Genomic DNA, 16860 nt, shown 5'->3' on the forward strand with positions numbered 1-16860 from the left:
TCAATTCTCCAGAACGTCGAGCAGGCCGAGGGGCAGTGGCACGTCCATGACCCGGTCGAACAACCAATAGAGGCCAATGCTGAGCAGGCTGATGATCAGCAGGCTGAGCAGCCAGCGGCCGCCGTAAAGCCGGGCCATGGGAACCCCGGCGAGAATGCTGGCAACGATGAACCCGAGGGGTTCGAAGGTGCCGGCAAACAGCAAAAGCAAGGCCACGCAAACCCCGATCTTGGTCAGGGTGGCGCGATCCAGTGGTGGTTCGTCCTCGCTGTGCTGAATTGGAGTGGGCCGAAAGAGCAGGTACAGCAGGGCGATGGCCATCAGCCCGAGCATCAGCAAAGGAAAGGCCCTTGGGCCCACAGGTTCGTAGGAAAAGGCCGCTTGGTACGGCCAGGCCATCAGTGCCAGTCCGGCACAGGCCAGCAGCAGCACCGCAGCGAAAATACGTTGAACGAGCATGGCTAACTCCTGGGCGCGGCCCTCGACGCGCGAGGGCCGGGCCGTCAGCAAGGGGCGGTCACTGAATCAGGCCGAACTCTTTGGCCAGGATCTTGTAGTCGGCCACTTGTTTTTTTACGTAGGTGTCCAGCTCAGGGCCGGTCATGGCGAAGGGGAACAGCTCGCGCTGGTCGCGCAGTTTGGCGAAGTCTTCGGAAGCCAGCAGCTTGTCGAATGCGTTTTTCCACCAGACGTATTCTTCGTCGGTGACTTTCGGCCCGAGGTAGAAACCGCGCACCACCGGCCAGACGATGTCGTAGCCCTGTTCCTTGGCGGTAGGAATGTCTTTCATTTCCGGGTCATCCAGGCGCTGTTCGGAGAACACCGCCAGCAGGCGCATGTTGCCCGCCTCGATGTGTGGCATGGAGTCGGAGATGTCGGTGCTGCCGACCTGGATGTGGCCGCCCAGTAACGCCGTGGCAATTTCACCACCACCTTCCAGGGCAACGTAACGCAGGTCCCGTGGGTTGATCCCGGCGGCCTTGGCGATCAGCGCGGTCTGCATCCAGTCTTGGCTGCCCACGGTGCCGCCCGAGCCGATGACGACCTTGCTCGGGTCTTTCTTCAGGGCCTGGACCAGATCGTCGAGGGTCTTGTAGGGCGAATCGTTTTTCACCGCGATGGCGCCGTAGCTGGTGCCCACTGCCGCCAGCCAGCGCACCGCGCTTTCGTCGAAACGACCGAACTTGCCCTGGGCCAGATTCAGCAGCGAGCCGCTGGACCAGGCCACCAGCGTTCCGGCGTCGGCGGGACGTTGGGCCACCACGGCGTTGTAGGCCACGGCACCGACGCCACCGGGCATGTAGGTCACTCGCATGGGTTTGCTGAGGATCTTTTCGTTGACCAGGGCGCTTTGCGCCAGCTTGCAGGTCAAGTCGAAGCCGCCGCCAGGGGAGGCCGGGGCGATGCATTCCGGGCGCTTGGGCTCGGCGGATGCGGCCATTAACTGGCCGGCGAACAGCATGCAACCGGTGGCGAGGGCGAGGGTACGCAATGAAAGGTTCATGAGGGTCTCCACAGGAGTTGTTGTAGGTCTGTCTGTTTCAGAGGGCCAGGCGTGTGGGGTTACCACAGGGCCAGGCTGTAGCTCACCAGCAGGCGCACTTCATCGGCATCGCGAGCCGAGTAATTGGAACGGTAGGTGGCATTGCGCAGGCGCACGGCGACATCCTTGAGGGTGCCGCTTTGCACGACGTACTTGATCTCGGTATCGCGTTCCCACTCTTTGCCGGTGTCACCGTTTTTCAGGGCGATGTTGTCGCCACTGATGTAACGGGTCATGAAGCTCAGGCCAGGAATCCCCAGCTTGGCGAAGTCGTAGTCGTAGCGGGCTTGCCAGGAGCGCTCATCGGCGCCGGCGAAGTCATTGATCTGCACGAAGTTCACCAGGTACGGGTCGCTGCCATCCACGTAGGGGAAGGCGCTGTCACCGGACAGGTGCTGGTAGCCCGCGCTGAGTTTATGGCCATTGAGGGCGTAGCTCAGCAAACCGTTGAGGGCGGTGTTGTCGATCTTGCCGCCGCGGGCCTGGCCCTGGTCGTCGCTGATGGCCAGGCGCAGGTCGCTGGAGAAGGTGCCCGGGCCCATGGACTGCGAAGTCACCAGGCCAAGGAAGTGCTGCTGGTAGACATCGTCCAGTTGGGCGAAGTGGTAGCGGCCGGTGATTTTGTCGCTGAACTTGTAGTCCAGGCCGCCAAAATTGAAATGTTTGCCGATTGCGCTGCCGGCGAAACGGCTGTTCTTGTTGTTGAGGCGAATGTCCTCGTAGTTGCTGTCATCGCGATCCTTGACCTTGTTCAGGCGGCCACCGGTGAAGGTCAGGTTCTTGATCTCCTTGGAGGTCAGCAAACCGCCTTCGAAGGTCTGCGGCAGGATGCGCCCGTCGTTGGACTTGAGGATCGGTAACTCGGGGATCAGGCTGCCGAATTTCAGTTCGGTGGCGGAGATTTTCACTTTGCCGGTCAGGCCGAGCTTGGAGTACTCGTTGGCCGCGCGTCCGTCATCGTGAGTGGGCAGCAGGCCGGTGCCGGCGCGGTCGGGGCTGGAGTCGAGCTTGACCCCGAGCATGCCCAAGGCGTCCAGGCCGAAACCCACGGTGCCCTCGGTGTAGCCCGATTGCAGATTGAGCATGAAGCCCTGGGCCCACTCATCGCGTTTGGATTGCTGGGCGCTGGTGCCGTCGCGAAAGTCGCGGTTGAAGTACATGTTGCGGGTTTCGAAAGTGGCGCTGCTGTCTTCGAAGAAGGCGGCCTGGCAGAGCGGGGCGAAACCGGCAAGGGCGGCAGCACCGGCCAGAGCCGTCGGACTCAGACGGGGAAAACGAGCAGGCAGCGCAGCTTGAGGGTGGATGGATGGCATTCTGGAGTACTCCGTTATTGTTCTTATTTTGACGAAAACGCTTCAAGGCGTTTTGCGTGTCAGCGACCATCACGGCCAGGGCAGTCGGGGCTGCCCTTGGGCGGACTCTAAAGGGCTAACCTTTCGCTAACCTTTCATTGCGTTTTCACGGTTTTCGGGCTTCACAGCGACGGTTGCAGCGGTACACTCCGCGCCAAAGAGTGGCGTCGATCCCCCAGAAACGAGGTAAGTTTCCATGCGAGTCCTGCTCGTTGAAGACCATCTGCAACTGGCCGAAAGTGTCGCCCAGGCGCTCAAGACCACGGGTTTGACCGTGGATGTGCTGCACGATGGGGTGGCCGCCGATCTGGCCCTGGGCAGTGAGGAATACGCCATGGCGATCCTCGATGTCGGCCTACCGCGCATGGACGGTTTCGAGGTGCTGGCGCGCCTGCGGGCCCGGGGCAAGAACCTGCCGGTGCTGATGCTCACCGCTCGCAGCGACGTCAAGGATCGGGTTCATGGCTTGAATCTGGGGGCCGACGACTACTTGGCCAAACCTTTCGAACTCACTGAGTTGGAAGCCCGGGTCAAGGCGCTGTTGCGCCGGAGCGTGCTGGGCGGTGAACGCCAGCAGCGTTGCGGGGGGCTGATCTATGACTTGGATACCCGGCGTTTTGCCCTGGGCGAAGAATTGCTGAACCTGACTTCCCGCGAGCAAGCGGTGCTTGAGGCACTGATCGCCCGTCCCGGTCGGGTGATGAGCAAGGAGCAGTTGGCGTCCCAGGTCTTTGGCCTGGACGAGGAGGCCAGCCCGGACGCCATCGAAATCTACATCCATCGTCTGCGCAAGAAGCTTGATGGGCATGCGGTCGCCATCGTCACCTTCCGTGGTCTGGGTTACTTGCTGGAAAGCCGCGATGCATAAGCCCAGCAGCCTGCGGTGGCGATTATTGTGGAACCTGGCGCTGTTGTTGGTGGTGTTGATGTTGGCCAGCGGTCTGAGTGCCTATTGGAACGGTCGCGAGGCTGCCGACACCGCTTATGACCGAACCCTGCTGGCCTCGGCGCGGACCATCGCGGCCGGCCTGTCTCAGCGTGACGGCAGCCTCAGCGCCAATGTGCCCTACGTGGCCCTGGATACCTTTGCCTACGACAGTGCCGGGCGTATTTACTACCAGGTCAACGACATTCACCAGCAACTGATCTCCGGTTATGAAAACCTGCCCGGGCCGCCACCGGGCACCCCGCGTACTGATGATTATCCGGCCTTGGCGCGTTTCTATGACGCCATTTATCAGGGCCAGAATGTGCGGGTGGTCAGTCTGCTCAAGGCGGTCAGTGAGCCGAACATGAATGGCATGGCGGAGATCCGCGTGGCCGAAACCGAAGAGGCGCGGGTCGCCATGGCCCGAAGCCTGATGGCCGATACCCTGTTGCGCTTGGGGATGTTGGCAATCGGCGCCTTGCTGCTGGTGTGGTTTGCGGTGAGTGCGGCCTTGCGGCCATTGGAACGCTTGCGCAGTGCCGTGGAGGAGCGCCAGCCGGATGACCTGCGGCCCTTGCCCCTGGTGTCGGTGCAGCGCGAGTTGTGGCCACTGGTCAGCGCCTTGAACCATTTCACCGAGCGCTTGCGCGGACAGTTTGAGCGTCAGTCGCAGTTCATTGCCGACGCCGCACACGAGTTGCGTACACCGCTGGCGGCACTTAAGGCCCGTCTTGAGTTGGGCCTGCGTTCGAACGAGCCGGACACCTGGCGCTCGACCCTGGAATGCGCGGCTCAGGGCACCGATCGCTTGACCCATTTGGCCAATCAGCTGCTGTCCCTGGCTCGGGTGGAAAATGGTGCCTGGGCCATCTCCGAGGGGGGCGCGCAGCTACTCGACCTTAGCCAACTGGCCCGTGAACTCGGGATGGCCATGGCGCCTTTGGCCCACGCCCGAGGCGTGGCGCTGGCCCTGGAGGCCGACGAGCCGGTGTGGCTCAAAGGCGAGCCGACCTTGCTCAATGAGCTGCTGAGCAACTTGGTGGACAACGCCCTGGCCCATACCCCGTCGGGCGGCAATGTGGTGCTGCGGGTGTCCGCGCCGGGGGTGCTGGAGGTGGAGGATGACGGGCCGGGTATTCCCCTGGAGGATCGTGGCCGGGTCTTTGAACGCTTCTACCGGCGCAATCAGCAGGTTGCCGGTTCAGGCTTGGGGCTGGCGATCGTGGGTGAAATCTGTCGCGCCCATCTGGCCCAAATCAGTCTGCACGACGGCGAGCCCACGGGGTTGAAGGTGCGGGTGAGCTTCATCGCAGACTGAGGGTTCAGTAGAGCATTGAACGTGATTCTTGCAGATCGTCGTGGAGGGTTTTGTTGTCTGGATCGACTCCCAGCTTCTTGAAGGCTGGCACGTTGAGGATGTCGACGCGTGCCAGCGGGTGATCGGTGTCTTTGTGGCAATACAGCATCGCTACCTGGACCAGATCGACGTAGTCGATCTTGGCAGACTGGCGGCTGAGTTCCAGGTAGTGCATGGGAATTTCCACCAACTGTTCGGGGAATTCCCAGACCCGCAGCAGTTTGTTTCCCAGCAGTGGGTGAATGCTTTCAATCACGTGATTCAGGCTGACCGGATCGGACAGCAGTTCGTAGTGATCTTCGGCGTAGGTGAGAATCGGCAGTACGCCGATCTGGTGCACCAAGCCGCCCAGCGCTGCCTGGTCGGGTTTGAGCTGGGTGTGGTTGCGGCACAGGGCATAGCTGACCCCGGCCACTTCTAGGCTGCGGCGCCAGACGTCGTGCATTTTCTGCGCGACCACTTCAGAGCGGGCATTGAAGATCTGCTCCATCACCAGGCCGATGGCCAGGTTGCTGCTGTAATTGACCCCCAGGCGAGTGATGGCGGTGTGCAAGTCGGTGACTTCCTGGGCCGCTCGCAGCAATGGGCTGTTGACCACCTTGATCAGCCGCGCCGACAACGCAGTATCGCGGCCAATGACTTTGCTTAGGCTGCTGACGCTGATTTCCGGGTCTTCGGCGGCCTGGCGAATCTGCATGGCCACCTCCGGTAGGGTTGGCAGAACCAGATCATCGTTGTCGATGGCCTCTACCAAATCCTGTTGGACCTTTTCCGCCAGCTCAGTCATTTCAATTCTCTAGGGTGGGGGCAAAAGGGCGCGGGTGATCAGCGTTGGATTTCGCGGTCGCGATCCAGTTCGTACGGCAGGTCCAGCAGTTGCAGGCCCGGCCCTTCGAGTGTTCCCAGGTGCAGATGGCCGTCTTCTACGGCCTCGGCTTGCAATACGGCCAGCAGTTCCACTTGATCTGGCGCCTGGGCAGCCAGAACCACTTCGCCGACGGCGCTGTGGTGGGTTGGGGAGAACAAGGGGGTGCCGGGTACGGGGAGTTCGCCGCTGGGCAAGGCGAGGTGATACAGGCGCCGCTTGAGCTTGCCTAGGTACTGCATGCGCGCAACGATTTCCTGGCCGGTGTAGCAGCCTTTCTTGAAACTGACGCCGCCCACGGCCTGCAGATTGAGCATTTGCGGGATGAACAGTTCACGGGTCTGCGGCATGACTTGGCCAAGGCCGGCGCGGATCTGGCCCAGCAACCATTGGTTCAGGTCGCCTTGAGGTAACTCTGCGGCCAATTGCTGGCGCAGATGATCGGCGCGTGGCTGGGAAGCCCAAAGTTCGGCTCGGCCGTTTGACACTCGCACGGCAATCAACTCGTCGGTACGGACCACCGCACCCTCTTCATCGGGCAGTTCAAGGCCCAGGCTGCTGAGCAGGGCTTGTCCGCCGGTGAGGCCGAAACGTGCCCAACTGGCGCTCTCATCGGCGAGCTTGGCCTTGGAGAATACCGCGTATTTTTTCAGATCCGCCAACTGCGGCTCGATCAGCTCGCTGGCCATCGCCAGCAGGCAGCCGTCGCCCTGCAGCAGGATGCGGAAGCTCGATTGCATACGGCCTTTCTGGGTGCAGCGGGCGCCCAGGCTGGATTGGCCATCACTGAGGTAGTTGAGGTTGCAGGTCAACTGGCCCTGAAGGAATTTGCTGGCATCAGGGCCGCGGACGGCGAGCACGCCTTCGTGGGACAGGGGGCAGAAAAAAGCGGAGTCAGCCATGGTTCATCGCAGGGTAAAAAGTCTGGGGCACATGATAAGGGGGCGCCCCTGAAATGGATAGTTCACAAAGGATAGTCGGTGACCGACCAAAGCCGACTGTCCTCCGGTGCCTCGGGCTGTATACTTGCGCTCTATTTGAGGAGCGCTCCATGGTTGAAGATGTTGAACTGAATCGCCTCTACTGGCACAGCCGTCGCGGCATGCTTGAGCTGGATGTGTTGCTGGTGCCGTTCGTCCGCGAGGTGTACCCGCATCTCAATGAGCTTGATCGCGAATGCTATCGCAAGCTGCTGGAGTGTGAAGATCAGGACATGTTTGGCTGGTTCATGGAGCGCAGCGAGTCCGAGGACCCTGAGCTGCAGCGCATGGTCCGCATGATTCTGGACCGTGTCCAACCCAAGTAAGCTGTTCGAGTGCCGCTGGCGTGCCTCACGGCAACTGCTGGCGGCCTACCTCCTGGCTCAGGCGTTCGCTCTGGGCGCCTTTTCCCTTCTGGATATTCCATTTTTCGCCAAGGCGCTGGGGGTTTTTCTGTGCCTGTCTCACGGCGTTTGGGTACTGCCCCGGCAGATTCTGTTGAGCCATCCCCGCGCATTCAGCGGCTTGCGGCATTCGGCGCAAGGCTGGCAGTTGTGGAGTGCTGCCCAGGGTTGGCAGGCGGTGCAATTGCAGCCCGATAGCCTGGCGGTGCCATTGCTGGTGGTGCTGCGCTTTCGTTTGAAGGGGGAGCGCCGGGTTCGTTCAATCTGCGTGCCGCGCGATGCGCAGGCGGCCGATGAGCATCGGCGCCTGCGGGTGAGGCTCAAGTTCAGCCGGCGTAGGTGGGCGGCAGCAGAATAGTGTCCCGTGCCTCAGGCAGCATTTGTGGGTAGTCCAGGGTGTAGTGCAGGCCGCGACTTTCCTTGCGCTCCATGGCCGAGAGGATCATCAGTTCGGCGACCTGGGCCAGGTTGCGCAACTCGATCAGGTCACGGCTGACTCGGTAGTTGCTGTAGAACTCGTCGATCTCATCCAATAGCAGGCGTACCCGATGTTGCGCCCGTTGCAGGCGCTTGTTGGTGCGCACAATACCTACGTAGTCCCACATGAATCGCCGCAGTTCGTCCCAGTTGTGCGCAATGATCACATCCTCATCGGAGTCGGTGACTTGGCTGGCGTCCCAGGAGGGCAGGGCGACCGGGATCGACACCTGCGGCAACTGCTGAAGGATGTCGGCCGCTGCCGAGCGAGCGTAGACAAAGCATTCCAGCAGTGAGTTGCTGGCCATGCGATTGGCACCGTGCAGGCCAGTGAAACTGGTTTCGCCAATGGCGTACAGTCCGGGCACATCGGTGCGACCTTGCTGGTCGACCATCACTCCGCCACAGGTGTAATGGGCCGCCGGCACCACTGGAATTGGCTGCTGTGTGATGTCGATGGAGAACTCCAGGCAGCGCTCATACACAGTGGGGAAGTGGCTTTTGATAAAGGCTTGTGGTTTGTGGCTGATGTCCAGATAAACGCAGTCGATGCCCAGCCGCTTCATTTCGTGGTCGATGGCCCGAGCGACAATGTCCCGCGGGGCCAGTTCTGCCCTCGGATCGAAGCGCTGCATGAAGCGCTCGCCATTGGGCAGCTTCAGGTGAGCCCCTTCGCCGCGCAGGGCCTCGGTAATCAGAAAACTCTTGGCCAGGGGGTGATACAGGCAGGTGGGGTGGAACTGGTTGAATTCCAGATTGGCCACCCGGCAGCCCGAGCGCCAGGCCATGGCGATGCCATCGCCGCAAGCGCCGTCGGGGTTGCTGGTGTAGAGATAGACCTTGGCCGCTCCGCCTGAAGCGAGAATCACGAAGCGGGCGGCAAAGGTATCGACTTCACCTGTGTCCCGATTGAGCACGTAGGCTCCCAGGCAGCGATCGCCGTCCAGACCCAGGCGTTTTTCGGTGATCAGATCGACGGCGACCCGTTGCTCCAGAAGTTCGATGTTGGAGTGTTTTCGAGCTTGGGTGAGCAAGGTCTTGAAGATGGCTGCGCCAGTGGCGTCCGCGGCATGAATGATCCGTCGGTGACTATGGCCGCCTTCGCGGGTCAGGTGGAATTCGAAGCTGTTGTCGTCGCTGCTGGCGTCTTCGTCGCGGGTAAAGGGCACCCCTTGATCGATCAGCCACTGGATCGCCTCACGGCTGTGCTCCACGGTGAAACGCACAGCATCCTCATGGCACAGGCCGCCACCGGCATTGAGGGTGTCATCGACGTGGGATTCAATGGTGTCGGTATCGTCCAGCACCGCCGCCACTCCGCCCTGGGCCCAGTAGGTTGAGCCATTGGCAAGGTCGCCTTTGCTCAGGACGGCGATACGCAGGTGGTTGGGCAGGGTCAGGGCCAGGCTCAAGCCGGCGGCGCCGCTGCCAATCACTAATACATCGTGTTGAAACTGTTGGCTCATTTGAATGATTCCGCTCAAAGCGACCCAGTACGGGGTTGGCGCGAGACGCCTGAATCGGCGAGTCAAGGCAGCCACACAGCGCACTAGTATATAGAGGGGGGGATCGGCACAATAGTCGCGCTTTCATGGCACTGCTCAGCTTCCCTGAGCAAGCGCGCTGTGCACGATCAGCCTTGGACTCGGCGTATTTCAGGCTCTGGGACGATTGATCGAGGAAGTCTTACAGTTTTTCTCTTTATCGCTACACAATCTTCGTTCGGTGCAATTATAAAGATTGGGAACTTTTGCCAAGCCCCCAAACTCAATAGAAGGTTGCCTGAAAGAAGGGACAGCGTCGGTACTATCCAAGGTTTGCAATGTGTCCCTTGTGACAGTAATCGACGACAGGATTATTCACGCAGCCGGCCTTGCCCGCGCTGCGTTTTTCGTGCGTGCCGGATCAGAGCCCGCAGGAAACTTGCTTGGAGGGGGAGAACTTTTGCGAAAAGCCCGAGTCTATGTTTGCAAGCCTGATCGATTAGATATGCAAGCCTCCTCCGAGCTTATCGAGGAGTGTTCATGCTAACCCAGGAAGAGGATCAGCAGCTGGTCGAGCGCGTTCAGCGTGGCGACAAGCGGGCGTTTGATCTGCTCGTGCTGAAATACCAGCACAAAATTCTCGGGTTGATCGTGCGTTTTGTGCACGACACCCATGAAGCCCAGGATGTCGCACAAGAAGCCTTTATCAAGGCTTACCGTGCCTTAGGTAATTTTCGTGGTGACAGCGCGTTTTATACGTGGCTGTACCGTATTGCCATCAATACGGCGAAAAACTATCTGGTTTCACGCGGCCGCCGGCCGCCAGATAGTGATGTAAGTTCCGAAGATGCGGAGTTCTACGATGGCGATCATGGCCTCAAGGATCTCGAGTCGCCAGAACGTGCATTGCTGCGGGATGAGATCGAAGGCACTGTCCATCGAACCATTCAGCAACTGCCGGAAGATTTGCGTACAGCATTAACTTTACGTGAGTTTGATGGTCTGAGTTACGAGGACATTGCCAGTGTTATGCAATGTCCGGTGGGTACCGTGCGCTCCCGGATTTTCCGCGCTCGGGAGGCCATCGATAAAGCCCTGCAGCCGTTGTTGCAGGAAACCTGAGACAGCGGCGACAGCCAAGAGAGGAACCGCCATGAGTCGTGAAGCCCTGCAGGAATCGCTGTCCGCGGTGATGGATAACGAAGCGGACGAACTGGAATTACGTCGGGTATTGAATGCCGTCGACGAAGTGGAAACCCGTGAGACTTGGGCTCGTTATCAAATCGCCCGGGCAGCCATGCACAAGGAGTTGTTGCTTCCGCGTCTGGACATCGCTGCTGCCGTTTCTGCAGCTTTGGCTGATGAAGCCGTGCCGGCCAAAGTGGCCCGTGGGCCTTGGCGTAGCCTGGGGCGTCTGGCGGTAGCCGCGTCGGTGACTGTGGCGGTATTGGCGGGTGTGCGTCTGTACAACCAGGACGAGATTGCAGGTGTCGAGTTAGCCCAGCAAGCGGGGCAGCCAACCTTGGCAACTCCTCAAGCCCAGGGCCCAGCGGTGTTGGCCGGCTACAATGAAAGCTCTGAAGCTACAGGTCCAATGGTCAATGGCGTACTGCAAGGTCAGCCAGGCTGGCACGATCAGCGTCTGCCAAGCTATCTGCGTCAGCATGCACAGCAGGCGGCCCTCAAAGGAACTGAAATCGCTCTGCCTTATGCCCGTGCGGCAAGCCTGGAAAATCGCTAAGGAGGATCATGCGCGCCATACCTCTACTCTCGTTTCTGCTCAGTGGCTGGTTTGTGGTTCCAGCCCACGCCGATGAAGCTCAGGACTGGTTGCGACGTCTTGGGCAAGCTGAACAGCAACAGAGCTTTCAGGGCACTTTTGTTTACGAGCGTAACGGTAGTTTTTCTACCCATAACATCTGGCATCTGGTTCAGGACGGGCATGTCCGTGAGCGGTTGATCCGGCTCGATGGATCCGTTCAAGAGGTGGTGCGCGCCGATGGCCGTACCCAGTGTGCCAGCGGCACATTGCTGGCGGGGCTGGGTGATGTTCCCGAATCGGCGGGGCGGGTGCTGGATCCGCAGAAACTCAAGAATTGGTATGACCTCGCCGTAATCGGCAGGTCGCGTGTTGCTGGGCGTGCCGCGGTGATTGTTTCGGTCACGCCAAAGGACCAGCATCGTTACGGTTTTGAGCTGCACCTGGATCGTGAAACGGGTCTGCCACTCAAGTCGTTGTTGCTTAATGACAAGGGGCAGTTGCTTGAGCGTTTCCAATACACTCGGCTGGACACTGCCGATATACCAGGGGATGCCGATCTGCGCCCGAGTGTCGATTGCAAGCCGGTGCTCCTGGACAGCGATAAGGCTTCGGCGATCAAAAGCACCCTCACCTGGCATTCCGACTGGTTGCCTCCAGGCTTTGAGTTGACCAGTAGCTCGGCTCGCAAAGATTCGCAGACCGGTACCTGGGTGAGCAGTTTGTTGTATGACGACGGGTTGGCGCGTTTCTCGGTATTCCTCGAACCGCTCAACGGCGCGACGGTTACCGACACCCGGACTCAGCTTGGGCCAACTGTTGCGGTATCACGGCGCCTCACTACACCTGACGGCGAGATGATGGTCACTGTGGTTGGGGAAATCCCTATTGGCACGGCTGAGCGTATTGCGTTGTCAATGCGTTCCGATGCTACCGCCAAGCAATGAACCTTTCATTGGTTGTGCATGAGGTCAGCGATGGCTGCTCCACAATTGAGAAGATGAGATGTTTGGTCAGCAATTTCATTTGCAAAATTTCCAAAGTTTTTTTATAGGTCAGAACCCCTTGGTTCTGATCTCATTTGTCGTGCCTGGAGTAAAAGTACCACCCCTGTTTTTTCGGTACTGTTTGCTCCATATCGCTTAACCACGCTCGTCGTAACGGGAGCCGTATGTCGATACCACGTTTGAAGTCTTACTTCACCATTCTTGCCACCGTGCTGGTGCTTGGGCAGGCCGTGCATGCTCAAGCTGCCGAGTTGCCTGATTTCACGCAACTGGTCGAGCAGGCCTCGCCTGCGGTAGTGAACATCAGCACCACACAGAAACTGCCCGATCGGCGGGTTTCCAACTCGGCGCAGATGCCAGATCTGGAAGGCTTGCCGCCAATGTTGCGCGAGTTTTTCGAGCGTGGCATGCCACAGGAGCGGTCGCCACGGGGAGGGCGCCAGCGTGAAGCGCAATCGCTGGGGTCGGGCTTCATCATTTCTCCGGATGGTTACATTCTCACCAACAACCACGTGATCGCCGATGCGGACGAGATTCTCGTACGCCTGGCTGATCGTAGTGAATTGAAAGCCAAGCTGATCGGCACCGATCCGCGTTCCGATGTGGCGTTGTTGAAGATCGACGGTAAAGACCTGCCGGTGTTGAAGCTGGGCAAATCCCAGAATCTCAAGGCCGGCCAATGGGTAGTGGCCATCGGTTCGCCGTTTGGCTTCGACCACACGGTGACGCAGGGCATTGTCAGCGCCATTGGTCGCAGCCTGCCAAACGAAAACTACGTGCCGTTCATCCAGACCGACGTGCCGATCAATCCGGGTAACTCCGGAGGTCCGTTATTCAACCTGGCGGGTGAGGTGGTCGGGATCAACTCGCAAATATACACCCGCTCCGGCGGCTTCATGGGGGTGTCCTTTGCAATCCCTATCGATGTGGCGATGGATGTCTCTAACCAGCTTAAGTCGGGTGGCAAAGTCAGCCGTGGCTGGTTGGGCGTGGTCATTCAAGAGGTCAACAAGGATCTGGCTGAGTCCTTCGGTCTGGAAAAACCGGCCGGGGCACTGGTTGCGCAGGTTCAGGATGACGGCCCTGCCGCCAAAGGTGGCCTGCAAGTGGGGGACGTGATCCTTGGCCTCAATGGGCAACCGATTGTCATGTCTGCCGATCTGCCGCATCTGGTGGGGGCGCTGAAAGCGGGGGCGAAGGCCAACCTTGAAGTCATTCGCGACGGTAAGCGCAAGAATATTGAGCTGACCGTAGGTGCTATTCCCGAAGAAGACAAGGATCTGAGCATGCTGCCGAAGTCCGGCGTCGAGCGCAGCAGTAATCGTCTCGGCGTAGCGGTGGTTGAACTTAATGCTGAACAGAAGAAAGCCCTCGACCTCAAGGGGGGCGTAGTCATCAAGGAGGTTCAGAATGGCCCGGCGGCGCTGATTGGCCTGCAACCGGGCGATGTGATCACCCACTTGAACAACCAGGCGATCACCACGGCGAAAGAGTTCACCGAAATTGCCAAGGCGTTGCCGAAGAATCGTTCAGTGTCCATGCGTGTTCTGCGCCAAGGCCGAGCGAGCTTCATTACCTTCAAGTTAGCGGAGTAATCCTCCAGGCGTAAGTCTCACCCCAATAAAAACCCGCCTCACATAGGCGGGTTTTTATTGGGCTCTGCACGCTTCAACGCATCATGTCCTTGACCATCTGCTCCTGATCCATCATCTCGCGTTGGCGAGCGTCAATTTTTGAGGAGAGCGGGAAGTTGCTGCCGGCCCGTCGTTTGGCGAAGTCCAGTTGCTGGATAGCCTGACTATAGTCACCCACCAGAGCGAAGTACTCGGCTCGGGCCTGATGCAGGCCGATGATGTTGCCTGACAGGCCGCGGGTTTCTGCTACCAGGTACCACACATCCGGATCGTCAGGACGGCTTTTCAGCAGGCCTTCTAGGGCCTTTTCCGCATTGACTGGACGGTTCTGTTTGAGCAGCAGGTCGACCCGGGCCTGATTCAGTGGATAGTTGCGCGGGTACAGATTGAGCATGCGCTCGACTCGGGTTTGCGCATCCGGCAGACGGCTGTTGGCCATGTCCAATTCGATCTGGGCCAGGTTGTAGGTGATGTCGTTGGGCGATTTGGCGAGTAGCAGCTTGAGGTTCTCCCGTGCTTGGTTCCATTGGCTGCCTTTGATCTGGGCAATGGCCAAGCCGTAGCGGGCGACATCATTTTTCGGGTTCTCATCCAGTTGTGCGCGAAAACGCTTCGCGGCCAGGCCCGGCGAGTCTTCATAAGTCAGTTGCACCCGTGCACGGATCAGTTGATAGCGCAGGCTGTCTTCGGTACCGCCAGGACTGGCTTGTTCTGCGCGGTTGCGCGTGTCAGCGATCCTCGACTCGGTGACGGGGTGAGTCAGGAGGAACTCCGGAGGCTTGGCATCGAAACGGTATTGGCGCATCAGGCGCTCAAACATGGTGGGCATTGAGCGCGGATCATAACCAGCCTTCTCAAGATTGAGGATGCCGATACGGTCGGCTTCCTGCTCGTTCTGCCGGGAGAAGCGCCGTTGCTCCTGGATGGCCGCAGCCTGAGTGCCGGCAATGGTGGCGATTCCGGCATCGCCCGCTCCCGCCGCGGCGATCACTATCCCGGCCAGCAGTGCGGCCATCATTGGCACCTGCATCCGTTGCTGGGCTTCCACTCCACGTGCGAAGTGGCGCTGGGAAAGGTGGGCCAATTCGTGGGCCAATACCGAGGCATATTCACCTTCGGTCTGGGCATTGAGGAACAGTCCGCCGTTGACCCCGATAATCCCGCCGGGTGCGGCAAAGGCATTGAGTTGCGGGCTGTTGATCAGGATGAACTCCAAGCGCCGGTCATTGACCTGGCTGGTTTCCACCAGCTTGTAGACGCTGGTTTCGACGTAGTCCTTTAGCTGTGGGTCGTTGAGTTGTGAAACCTGACTGCGCAGCAGCGCCAGCCAGGCGCGGCCCAGTTGGTATTCCTGTTGAGGGGAGACAATGGCTGAACTGGCATCACCGAGTGACGGCAGGTCGTTGGCGAAGCCCGGGGAGGCGAGCAGGCAAGCGAGCGTCAGCAGGGTAGGGCGCAATACATTCATGCACAAAGCCTTAGGCGACAAAGGCTCTACTGTAGCTGGACACCTGGCCGGGGACCAGAAAAAGACGTTGAAAACTCTGAGGATCAAACGTGTTTTCCAGTCAGTTCCAGCGTCTATTCCATTAAGCACTTGCCAAGCAGCGGCGGGCCCCTTAAGTCGGGCTTGTTTATTGCCGCCAGCGTTGCCTTGCGGGGTATTCTAGGCGCCTTGAATATACGATCGGAGTAACCCAATGACCGATGTTGTTGCCCATGACGCAGAGCTTGACGCCAGTGGTCTGAACTGTCCGCTTCCGCTGCTCAAGGCCAAGATGGAACTCAATCGCCTGGCCAGTGGCGCGGTGCTCAAGGTGATTGCCACTGACGCGGGTTCACAGCGTGACTTTCGTACGTTCGCCCGGCTGGCCGGTCATGCTCTATTGCGTGAAGAGGATGAAGCTGGGGTTTATCGTTACTGGTTGAGAAAGGCCTGACGGTCGTTCACGGCTTTCGTCTAAGGAACACCGATGTTCAAAGTGCTACGCGACTGGATACAACGTTACTTCTCGGATGAAGAGGCGGTGGTGCTCGCTGTCCTGCTGTTTCTGGCCTTTACCGCCGTCCTGACTCTGGGAGGGATGCTTGCGCCAGTGCTTGCGGGCATGGTCCTGGCTTATTTGATGCAGGGGCTGGTGGTGAGTCTGGAGCGTCTGCGGCTGCCCGGAGGGGCTGCGGTGGGGCTGGTGTTCGCCTTGTTCATGGGGGTGTTACTGGTCTTCATCCTGGTGGTCGTGCCACTGCTCTGGCATCAGTTTGTCACCCTGTTCAACGAATTGCCGGGCATGCTCGCCAAGTGGCAGTCGCTGTTGCTGTTATTACCCGAACGCTATCCACATCTGGTGTCCGACGAGCAGGTGTTGCGGGCCATTGAAGTGGCTCGGGGCGAGATTGGTAAATTCGGGCAGTGGGCGCTGACCTTTTCCCTGTCCAGCCTGCCGTTGCTGGTGAACATCATGATCTACCTGGTGCTGGTGCCGATTCTGGTGTTCTTCTTCCTCAAGGACCGGGCGATGATCAGCCGCTGGGTTATGGGGTATCTGCCGCAGGAACGGACGTTGATCACCCGGGTCGCCCATGAAATGAATCGGCAGATCGCCAACTACATTCGCGGCAAGGTCATTGAAATTGTCATTTGTGGCGGGGTGACCTACGTCGCTTTTGTCGCCCTGGGTCTGAACTACGCAGCTCTGCTGGCGCTGCTGGTGGGGATCTCGGTGGTGGTGCCCTATGTCGGCGCGGTAGTGGTGACGGTGCCGGTGGCGCTGATCGCGCTGTTCCAATGGGGCTGGAGTGATCAGTTCATTTATCTGATGGTGGTCTACGGGATCATCCAGACCCTGGATGGCAACGTGCTGGTGCCGCTGCTGTTCTCCGGCGCGGTGAACCTGCATCCAGTGGCGATCATCTGTGCGGTGCTGCTGTTTGGCGGGTTGTGGGGCTTCTGGGGGATTTTCTTTGCGATTCCCCTGGCCACCTTGTTCAAGGCGGTACTGGATGCCTGGCCAAGGAAGGACCCGGCGGTGGCGCCTTTACTCTAGATAACGACGGGCGGCTGTTCAGCCGC

At 59.6% G+C, this 16860-nt stretch carries 17 protein-coding genes; 10 read left to right on the forward strand and 7 right to left on the reverse strand.

All coding sequences use genetic code 11. From position 1 onward, the window contains the following. From PLD_RS22315 to PLD_RS22325, 3 genes are read right to left on the reverse strand one after another with little or no spacing between them, the layout of a single operon-like run. Entirely contained in the window at positions 1-459 is a 459-nt protein-coding gene (locus PLD_RS22315; protein ID WP_159896585.1) for a tripartite tricarboxylate transporter TctB family protein, read from the reverse strand. Between the two features lie 58 nt (positions 460-517). Further along, positions 518-1504 (reverse strand): tripartite tricarboxylate transporter substrate binding protein, encoded by a 987-nt coding sequence (locus tag PLD_RS22320; protein ID WP_159896587.1) that lies wholly within the window; start codon positions 1502-1504, stop codon positions 518-520. A 59-nt stretch (positions 1505-1563) separates the two neighbouring features. Continuing rightward, entirely contained in the window at positions 1564-2856 is a 1293-nt protein-coding gene (locus PLD_RS22325) for an OprD family porin (protein ID WP_159896589.1), read from the reverse strand. Positions 2857-3091: 235 nt separating this feature from the next. Between PLD_RS22325 and PLD_RS22330 the strand changes: the two genes are divergently transcribed. Then, positions 3092-3763 carry a response regulator gene (locus PLD_RS22330; protein ID WP_159896591.1) on the forward strand — a complete coding sequence of 224 codons (672 nt, stop codon included), beginning with the start codon at positions 3092-3094 and terminating at the stop codon, positions 3761-3763. Further along, positions 3756-5141 (forward strand): sensor histidine kinase, encoded by a 1386-nt coding sequence (locus PLD_RS22335; RefSeq protein WP_159896593.1) that lies wholly within the window; start codon positions 3756-3758, stop codon positions 5139-5141. The genes PLD_RS22330 and PLD_RS22335 overlap by 8 nt, the downstream gene beginning before the upstream one ends. 4 nt (positions 5142-5145) lie before the next feature. Here PLD_RS22335 and PLD_RS22340 read toward each other — a convergent pair whose 3' ends face one another. Then, positions 5146-5967, reverse strand: a complete 822-nt coding sequence (locus PLD_RS22340) for an HDOD domain-containing protein (protein ID WP_159896595.1) — start codon at positions 5965-5967, stop codon at positions 5146-5148. Positions 5968-6005: 38 nt separating this feature from the next. After that, positions 6006-6947 (reverse strand): folate-binding protein YgfZ, encoded by a 942-nt coding sequence (locus PLD_RS22345; RefSeq protein ID WP_159896597.1) that lies wholly within the window; start codon positions 6945-6947, stop codon positions 6006-6008. Between the two features lie 149 nt (positions 6948-7096). On the opposite strand from PLD_RS22345, the gene PLD_RS22350 reads away from it, so the two are divergent. Both PLD_RS22350 and PLD_RS22355 read left to right on the forward strand, forming a co-directional pair. Then, positions 7097-7351: a succinate dehydrogenase assembly factor 2 gene (locus tag PLD_RS22350; protein ID WP_159896598.1), complete on the forward strand. Its 255-nt coding sequence runs from the start codon at positions 7097-7099 to the stop codon at positions 7349-7351. Next, a complete protein-coding gene (locus PLD_RS22355) occupies positions 7335-7787 on the forward strand; it encodes a protein YgfX (protein ID WP_159896601.1) in 453 nt (150 codons plus the stop codon). Before PLD_RS22350 ends, PLD_RS22355 begins: the two co-directional genes overlap by 17 nt. Here PLD_RS22355 and nadB read toward each other — a convergent pair. Then, positions 7756-9372 carry an L-aspartate oxidase gene (gene nadB / locus PLD_RS22360; protein WP_159896603.1) on the reverse strand — a complete coding sequence of 539 codons (1617 nt, stop codon included), beginning with the start codon at positions 9370-9372 and terminating at the stop codon, positions 7756-7758. The genes PLD_RS22355 and nadB overlap by 32 nt on opposite strands. Positions 9373-9930: 558 nt before the next feature. On the opposite strand from nadB, the gene rpoE reads away from it, so the two are divergent. The 4 genes from rpoE (at position 9931) to PLD_RS22380 (ending at position 13751) form a co-directional block, all read left to right on the forward strand. Beyond that, a complete protein-coding gene (gene rpoE / locus PLD_RS22365; protein ID WP_007930230.1) occupies positions 9931-10512 on the forward strand; it encodes an RNA polymerase sigma factor RpoE in 582 nt (193 codons plus the stop codon). A 31-nt stretch (positions 10513-10543) separates the two neighbouring features. Beyond that, on the forward strand, positions 10544-11131 hold the full coding sequence (locus PLD_RS22370) for a sigma-E factor negative regulatory protein (protein ID WP_159896605.1): 588 nt from the start codon (positions 10544-10546) through the stop codon (positions 11129-11131). An 8-nt stretch (positions 11132-11139) separates the two neighbouring features. After that, positions 11140-12096 (forward strand): MucB/RseB C-terminal domain-containing protein, encoded by a 957-nt coding sequence (locus tag PLD_RS22375; protein ID WP_159896607.1) that lies wholly within the window; start codon positions 11140-11142, stop codon positions 12094-12096. A gap of 224 nt (positions 12097-12320) precedes the next feature. Further along, a complete protein-coding gene (locus tag PLD_RS22380) occupies positions 12321-13751 on the forward strand; it encodes a DegQ family serine endoprotease (protein WP_159896609.1) in 1431 nt (476 codons plus the stop codon). A 73-nt stretch (positions 13752-13824) separates the two neighbouring features. On the opposite strand, the gene PLD_RS22385 is transcribed toward PLD_RS22380, so the two are convergent. After that, the gene (locus tag PLD_RS22385; RefSeq protein ID WP_159896611.1) at positions 13825-15258 is read right to left on the reverse strand and encodes a M48 family metalloprotease; all 1434 of its coding nucleotides are present in this window, start codon (positions 15256-15258) and stop codon (positions 13825-13827) included. Between the two features lie 232 nt (positions 15259-15490). On the opposite strand from PLD_RS22385, the gene PLD_RS22390 reads away from it, so the two are divergent. Next, on the forward strand, positions 15491-15730 hold the full coding sequence (locus PLD_RS22390) for a sulfurtransferase TusA family protein (protein WP_159896613.1): 240 nt from the start codon (positions 15491-15493) through the stop codon (positions 15728-15730). Positions 15731-15763: 33 nt separating this feature from the next. After that, positions 15764-16834 (forward strand): AI-2E family transporter, encoded by a 1071-nt coding sequence (locus PLD_RS22395; protein WP_159896615.1) that lies wholly within the window; start codon positions 15764-15766, stop codon positions 16832-16834. The last annotated feature ends 26 nt before the right edge of the window (positions 16835-16860 follow it).

The sequence above is a fragment of the Pseudomonas sp. LD120 genome (assembly GCF_009861525.1).
In the GTDB taxonomy this organism is placed as follows: domain Bacteria; phylum Pseudomonadota; class Gammaproteobacteria; order Pseudomonadales; family Pseudomonadaceae; genus Aquipseudomonas.

What these genes read in the sequence shown, in the direction of transcription:
- PLD_RS22315 (WP_159896585.1), bottom strand. Translation starts at nt 459, where the DNA reads ATGCTCGTTCAACGTATTTTCGCTGCGGTGCTGCTGCTGGCCTGTGCC.
- PLD_RS22320 (WP_159896587.1), bottom strand. Translation starts at nt 1,504, where the DNA reads ATGAACCTTTCATTGCGTACCCTCGCCCTCGCCACCGGTTGCATGCTG.
- PLD_RS22325 (WP_159896589.1), bottom strand. Translation starts at nt 2,856, where the DNA reads ATGCCATCCATCCACCCTCAAGCTGCGCTGCCTGCTCGTTTTCCCCGT.
- PLD_RS22330 (WP_159896591.1), top strand. Translation starts at nt 3,092, where the DNA reads ATGCGAGTCCTGCTCGTTGAAGACCATCTGCAACTGGCCGAAAGTGTC.
- PLD_RS22335 (WP_159896593.1), top strand. Translation starts at nt 3,756, where the DNA reads ATGCATAAGCCCAGCAGCCTGCGGTGGCGATTATTGTGGAACCTGGCG.
- PLD_RS22340 (WP_159896595.1), bottom strand. Translation starts at nt 5,967, where the DNA reads ATGACTGAGCTGGCGGAAAAGGTCCAACAGGATTTGGTAGAGGCCATC.
- PLD_RS22345 (WP_159896597.1), bottom strand. Translation starts at nt 6,947, where the DNA reads ATGGCTGACTCCGCTTTTTTCTGCCCCCTGTCCCACGAAGGCGTGCTC.
- PLD_RS22350 (WP_159896598.1), top strand. Translation starts at nt 7,097, where the DNA reads ATGGTTGAAGATGTTGAACTGAATCGCCTCTACTGGCACAGCCGTCGC.
- nadB (WP_159896603.1), bottom strand. Translation starts at nt 9,372, where the DNA reads ATGAGCCAACAGTTTCAACACGATGTATTAGTGATTGGCAGCGGCGCC.
- rpoE (WP_007930230.1), top strand. Translation starts at nt 9,931, where the DNA reads ATGCTAACCCAGGAAGAGGATCAGCAGCTGGTCGAGCGCGTTCAGCGT.
- PLD_RS22370 (WP_159896605.1), top strand. Translation starts at nt 10,544, where the DNA reads ATGAGTCGTGAAGCCCTGCAGGAATCGCTGTCCGCGGTGATGGATAAC.
- PLD_RS22375 (WP_159896607.1), top strand. Translation starts at nt 11,140, where the DNA reads ATGCGCGCCATACCTCTACTCTCGTTTCTGCTCAGTGGCTGGTTTGTG.
- PLD_RS22380 (WP_159896609.1), top strand. Translation starts at nt 12,321, where the DNA reads ATGTCGATACCACGTTTGAAGTCTTACTTCACCATTCTTGCCACCGTG.
- PLD_RS22385 (WP_159896611.1), bottom strand. Translation starts at nt 15,258, where the DNA reads ATGAATGTATTGCGCCCTACCCTGCTGACGCTCGCTTGCCTGCTCGCC.
- PLD_RS22390 (WP_159896613.1), top strand. Translation starts at nt 15,491, where the DNA reads ATGACCGATGTTGTTGCCCATGACGCAGAGCTTGACGCCAGTGGTCTG.
- PLD_RS22395 (WP_159896615.1), top strand. Translation starts at nt 15,764, where the DNA reads ATGTTCAAAGTGCTACGCGACTGGATACAACGTTACTTCTCGGATGAA.